This is a genomic window from Myxococcus vastator (assembly GCF_010894475.1).
Lineage (GTDB): Bacteria > Myxococcota > Myxococcia > Myxococcales > Myxococcaceae > Myxococcus > Myxococcus vastator.
Map to the genome: position 1 here is coordinate 1 of NZ_JAAIYB010000523.1, position 5483 is coordinate 5483.

At 68.2% G+C, this 5483-nt stretch carries 3 protein-coding genes; all 3 read right to left on the reverse strand.

The features are described 5' to 3' along the window. Positions 1 to 2077 (reverse strand): excinuclease ABC subunit UvrB (gene uvrB / locus G4D87_RS32970; RefSeq protein WP_163786654.1); only part of this gene is annotated, 2077 nt, incomplete at its 3' end. 53 nt (positions 2078 to 2130) lie between these two features. Next, a complete protein-coding gene (locus G4D87_RS32975) occupies positions 2131 to 3810 on the reverse strand; it encodes a M28 family metallopeptidase (RefSeq protein ID WP_371928637.1) in 1680 nt (559 codons plus the stop codon). Between the two features lie 47 nt (positions 3811 to 3857). Continuing rightward, complete coding sequence (gene cysS / locus G4D87_RS32980) at positions 3858 to 5327, reverse strand: cysteine--tRNA ligase (protein WP_443192656.1); 1470 nt, start codon at positions 5325 to 5327, stop codon at positions 3858 to 3860. Positions 5328 to 5483 lie beyond the last annotated feature (156 nt).

Here is a 5483-nt window from a genome sequence, read left to right on the forward strand (position 1 = left end):
GCTGCGGGCCCCGGCCCTTCTTCGGGGACTCCGCGTCCGCGGCCTTCGCCGGGGCCCGCAGCAGCGAGCGCGACGCCGGCTTCAGCCCCAGGTCCATGTCCTTCAGGAGCTGCACGCGGTCGCGGTACTCGGCCGCCTTCTCGAACTGCATCTCGTCCGCGGCGGCGAGCATCTCCTTGGTGAAGTCCTCGATGAGCCGCTTGATTTCCTTCGGCTGGAGGACGTCGTCCTCGCCCTCGGCCGCCATCGGCAGGGCGCCCACGTCACCCGCCTCGTAGGCCGCGTGCTCGGACAAGTCTGTGATGTTGCTCTTCACCGAACGCGGGGTGATGCCGTGCGCCTGGTTGTGCGCGCGCTGGATGTCGCGGCGGCGCGTCGTCTCCTCCAGGGCCTTCTTCATGGAGTCGGTGACGTTGTCCGCGTACATGATGACGCGGCCATTCACGTTGCGGGCCGCGCGGCCAATCGTCTGGATGAGGGAGACGTGGCTGCGCAGGAAGCCCTCCTTGTCCGCGTCCAGGATGGCCACCAGGGACACCTCGGGGATGTCCAGGCCCTCGCGCAGCAGGTTGATGCCCACCAGGACGTCGAACTCGCCCTTGCGCAAGTCACGGATGATGGCCATGCGCTCAATCGCGTCGATGTCCGAGTGCAGGTAGCGCACGCGCACGCCCACGTCGGAGAAGTACTCCGTGAGGTCCTCCGCCATGCGCTTGGTGAGCGTCGTCACCAGGACGCGCTCGCTGCGAGTCACCCGCTGACGCACCTCCTCCAGCAGGTCGTCCACCTGATTGCCCACGGGGCGAATCTCCACCTCCGGGTCCGTCAGGCCGGTGGGGCGGATGATCTGCTCCACCACCACGCCCTGCGACTTCTGCAGCTCGTACTCGGCCGGCGTCGCGGAGACGAAGATGGCCTGGGGCACCAGCTCCTCGAACTCACCGAACTTGAGCGGGCGGTTGTCCAGCGCGCTGGGCAGGCGGAAGCCGAAGCCCACCAGCGTCTCCTTCCGCGCCCGGTCGCCGCGGTACATGGCGCCAATCTGCGGCACCGTCTGGTGGCTCTCGTCGAGCATCACCAGCAGGTTGCGCGGGAAGTAGTCGATGAGGCACGGCGGCGGCTCTCCCGCCGCGCGGCCGGAGAAGTGCCGGGAGTAGTTCTCGATGCCGCTGCAGTAGCCGACCTGCTCAATCATCTCCAGGTCGAACATGGCGCGCTGCTCCAGCCGCTGCGCCTCCAGCAGCTTGCCCTCGCGCTTGAAGGTCTGCAGTTGTTCGGTCAGCTCGTCGCGGATGGTCTGGATGGCGCGCCGGCGCACGTCTTCCTCGGCCACGTAGTGGCTGGCGGGGAAGATGACGATTTTCTCCAGCGCGCCCAGCGTCACGCCGCGCAGCGGGTCGAACTCGGTGACGCGCTCCACCTCGTCGCCGAAGAAGCTGACGCGCACGGCCCGCTCCTCCTCGTAGGCGGGGAACACCTCGACGGTGTCGCCGCGCGCGCGGAAGGTGCCGCGGTGGAAGTCCAAATCGTTGCGCTTGTACTGGGCCTCCACCAGCTTGCGCATGAAGGTGTCGCGGCCCATCTCCTCGCCCACCGCCGCGCGCACCGCCAGGTCCACGTAGCTGCGAGCCGCGCCCAGGCCGTAGATGCAGGACACGCTGGCGACGATGATGACGTCGTCCCGCGTGCGCAGCGAATGGGTGGCCGAGTGGCGCATCCGTTCGATGTTGTCGTTGATGGACGAGTCCTTCTCGATGAAGGTGTCCGTCGACGGGACGTAGGCCTCGGGCTGGTAGTAGTCGTAGTACGAGACGAAGTACTCGACGGCGTTGTTCGGGAAGAGCGACTTGAACTCGCCGTAGAGCTGCGCGGCCAGCGTCTTGTTATGGGCCATCACCAGCGTGGGCCGCTGCACGTTGGCGATGATGTTCGCCATCGTGAACGTCTTGCCCGACCCGGTGACGCCCAGGAGGGTCTGGTAGCGGTCGCCCCGCAGGAGACCCTGCGTGAGTTCGCCAATGGCCCTCGGCTGGTCGCCTTCGGGCTTGTGGTCGCTGACGAGCTGGAAGTCCGACATACCCGCGAGACTTAACACCGCGCGGGTGGGAAGGCCGGATGTTCGTGACCGCGCTACCTCGAAGTGTCCTGCCGCTTCAGCGCTTCCAGGGATTGCAGCCGGGCGGCCTCGAACTCATCCCCCTTGTTCCAGCGCGGCAGCTCCGGTTGCCGGGCGACGTGTGCCCCCAGCAGGAAGAACAGGCGGACGTCTTCCACCGCGCCGGAAAAGTCCCACTCCGGGCGCAGCTCGTCCGACGGCTGGTGGTAGTGCTTCGACTCCCAAACCTCCCGCTGCTGCTTGCCCCAGCCCTCCGGCTTGTCGATGAAGTCCATCCCACTGCCGAAGTACGCGGCGGGGATGCCGCGCTTGGCGAAGTTGAACTGGTCCGACCGGTAGAAGAAGCCCCGGTCCGACAGCTGGTCCGCCTTCACCACCCGGCCCTGCGTCTTCGCCAGGGCGACCAGCGTGGCGTCCAGGTTCGACTTGCCCAGGCCGATGACGGTGAGGTCGCGGGTGCGGCCATGGATGTTGGCGCCGTCGATGTTGATGTTGGCGGCGACCCGGCCGTGGGGCACGGGCGGGTGCTCGGCCAGGTACTGCGAGCCCAGCAGCCCCTGCTCCTCGGCGGCCACGGCGGCGAAGAGGATGGAGCGGCGCGGAGCCTTGGGCAGGGCCTTGAACGCCTGGGCGATGTTGAGCATCGCCGACACACCGGACGCGTTGTCGAGCGCACCATTGTAGGTGGTGTCCTCGCCCGGCTTGCCGCCTTCCTTCTTGCCCAGGTGGTCATGGTGCGCGGTGTAGAGCACCGCCTCCTGGGACAGCTTCGGGTCGCTCCCGGGCAGCAGCGCCAGCACGTTGGCGGTGGGGCTGCGGCGCACCGTGTTGGTGAGGCGCGACGACACCGTCACCCCGAGCGGCACGGGCTGGAAGTCGCGCTGCTGCGCGGCGGCCCACAGCGCGCCCAGGTCCTTGCCCGCCAGTTGCAACACCCGGCGCGTGGCCTGCTCGGTCGTCCAGGCCTTCACCTGGAGGCGCGGCCCCTCCGCGGCGGGCAGCTCGAATTGCTCTCCCGTCCATGACGTCTGCACCACCTGCCACGGGTAGCCCGCGCTCGGCGTGGTGTGGATGATGATGGCGCCCGCCGCGCCCAGCTTCGCGGCCTGCTCGTACTTGTAATCCCAGCGGCCGTACCAGAGCCGCGTCTTCCCGGCGAAGAGTCGCGGGTCATCCTCCGGGTCGCTGTTGAGGATGAGCAGCGTCTTGCCGCGCAGGTCCATCCCCTTGAAGTCGTCCCATTGGTACTCGGGCGCCTGGATGCCGTAGCCCACGAAGACGAGCTCGGACGCCTCCAGCTTCGATTCGGGGGCCTGCACGCCGGATACGGCGATGAAGTCCTCGTGGAACTTCAGGTGCACCGCGCCCTGGGGCGCATGGAACGACAGCGCCTTGGGGCTGCTGGTGACGCCCATCAGGTCGAAGGGCTGCAGGTACGAGCCGTCCGTGCCCAGCGGCTTGAGCCCCAGCGCCTCGAACTGCGCGGCGATGTACGCCTGCGCGAGCGCGTCGCCCCGTGTGCCGGGACCGCGGCCCTCCAGCAGGTCATTGGCGAGGAAGCGCACGTGCGCGCGCAGCACCTCCGGAGCGATGACACCGGACGCGGACTTCTCCGCGGGCGTCGTCAACTGCACGCGCTGCGCGAGCGCGGGAGCGGAGCAGAGGGCGAAGAGCAGGGGCAGCGAGCGCATCATGGTGTCCCGAGCCCTAACACGAAGCCCGGGACACCCGAAGCACCGCATCAGCCCTGGAGCGGCGCCACCTTCCACGTCGTGCCAGCAGGCGTGTCCATGATTTCCACGCCCTTCTGCTTCAGCTCGCTCCGCACCCGGTCCGCGGCGGCGAAGTCCTTCGCCGCGCGGGCGGCGGTGCGCTCGCCCAGCAGGCGCTCCACCTCCGCCACGTCGATGCCGCGCTCGCGCACGGCGCGCTCCCGGCGGCGCAGCAGCCACGCATCGGGCGCGTCCTCGAAGAGGCCCAGGACGCCGGACACCCTGCGCACGTCCTCACGCAGCGACTGCAGGGTGCGGCCCACCAGGGCCTTGTCCTTCACGGGCGGCTTGTCGGTCAGCTCGTTCATCATCCCGAAGAGGCCCGACAGCGCGCCCAGGCCGCCCGCGGTGTTGAAGTCGTCGTCCATGGCGGACTCGAACTCGGAGAAGAAGCGCCGCGGGTCGCCGTGCAGGGGCCCCTTGCCGAAGTCCTTCCCTGAGAGTCGCTCGTCCACCTTGCGGAGCGTCTCGTAGAAGTACTCCATGCGCGTCTCCGCGTCCGCCAGCGCCTTGTCGGAGAACGACAGCGGGTGGCGGTAGTGCGTGGCGAGGAAGAAGAAGCGCAGCGCCTCCGGGTCCACCTTGGTCAGCGCGTCGCGCAGGCGCACCACGTTGCCCAGCGACTTGGACATCTTCGCGCCTTCCAGGTCCAGGAAGCCGCAGTGCATCCAATACCGGGCGAACGTCACGCCGTTGGCGGACTCGCTCTGGGCGATTTCGTTCTCGTGGTGGGGGAAGATGAGGTCCAGCGCGCCGCCGTGGATGTCGAACGTCTCTCCCAGGTACTTCGCGCTCATGGCGGAGCACTCGATGTGCCAGCCCGGACGGCCGGGGCCCCAGGGGCTCTCCCACGCGGGCTCTCCCGGCTTGGCCGCCTTCCACAGGGCGAAGTCGAGCGGCTCGCGCTTCAGCTCACCCGGCTGCACGCGGTCGCCCACGCACAGCTCGTCCAGGTTGCGCTTGGACAGCTTCGCGTAGTCCGCGTCGCTGCTCACGGAGAAGTACACGTCGCCCTGGGAGGCGTACGCGTGGCCCTTGTCCACGAGCTTCTGGATGATGGCGATGATTTCAGGGAGGTGGTCGCTCACCCGCGGCGAGAAGTCCGGCTCCAGCAGGTGGAGCGCCCGGGTGTCCTCCCGGAAGATCTCCACGTAGCGCGCCGCCAGCGCCACCGGGGCCTCCCCCGTCTCCGCGGCCGCCTTGATGATTTTGTCGTCCACGTCCGTGAAGTTGCGGACGTACCGGACCTTCAGGCCCCGGTGACGGAGGTAGCGGACCACCACGTCGAACGAGGTGAAGGTGCGAGCATTCCCGATATGGATGTAGCTGTAGACGGTAGGACCACAGACGTAGACCCCCACCTCGCCAGGAATGGCGGGCTGCAGCAGCTCCTTCTGCATGGTCATCGTGTTGAAGAGCCGAATAGCGGGCGGGGTCACGTGCGGCAATCCTCTCGGGTCCATAGGCGTGGGTGTGTCCCTCACTCTAGAGTCTCGGGTCGCGGACAGGCCAGTATTCGCAAGGGGTTCGTCGCCGCCCCCAATCTGGGAGAATGGGCACCATGGCTCCACCGAACCCCAAGCGGCCTCCTCGAC

Bases quoted from the DNA above. Each gene is read 5' to 3' on its own strand.
- G4D87_RS32975 (WP_371928637.1), bottom strand. From the start codon at position 3,810: ATGATGCGCTCGCTGCCCCTGCTCTTCGCCCTCTGCTCCGCTCCCGCG.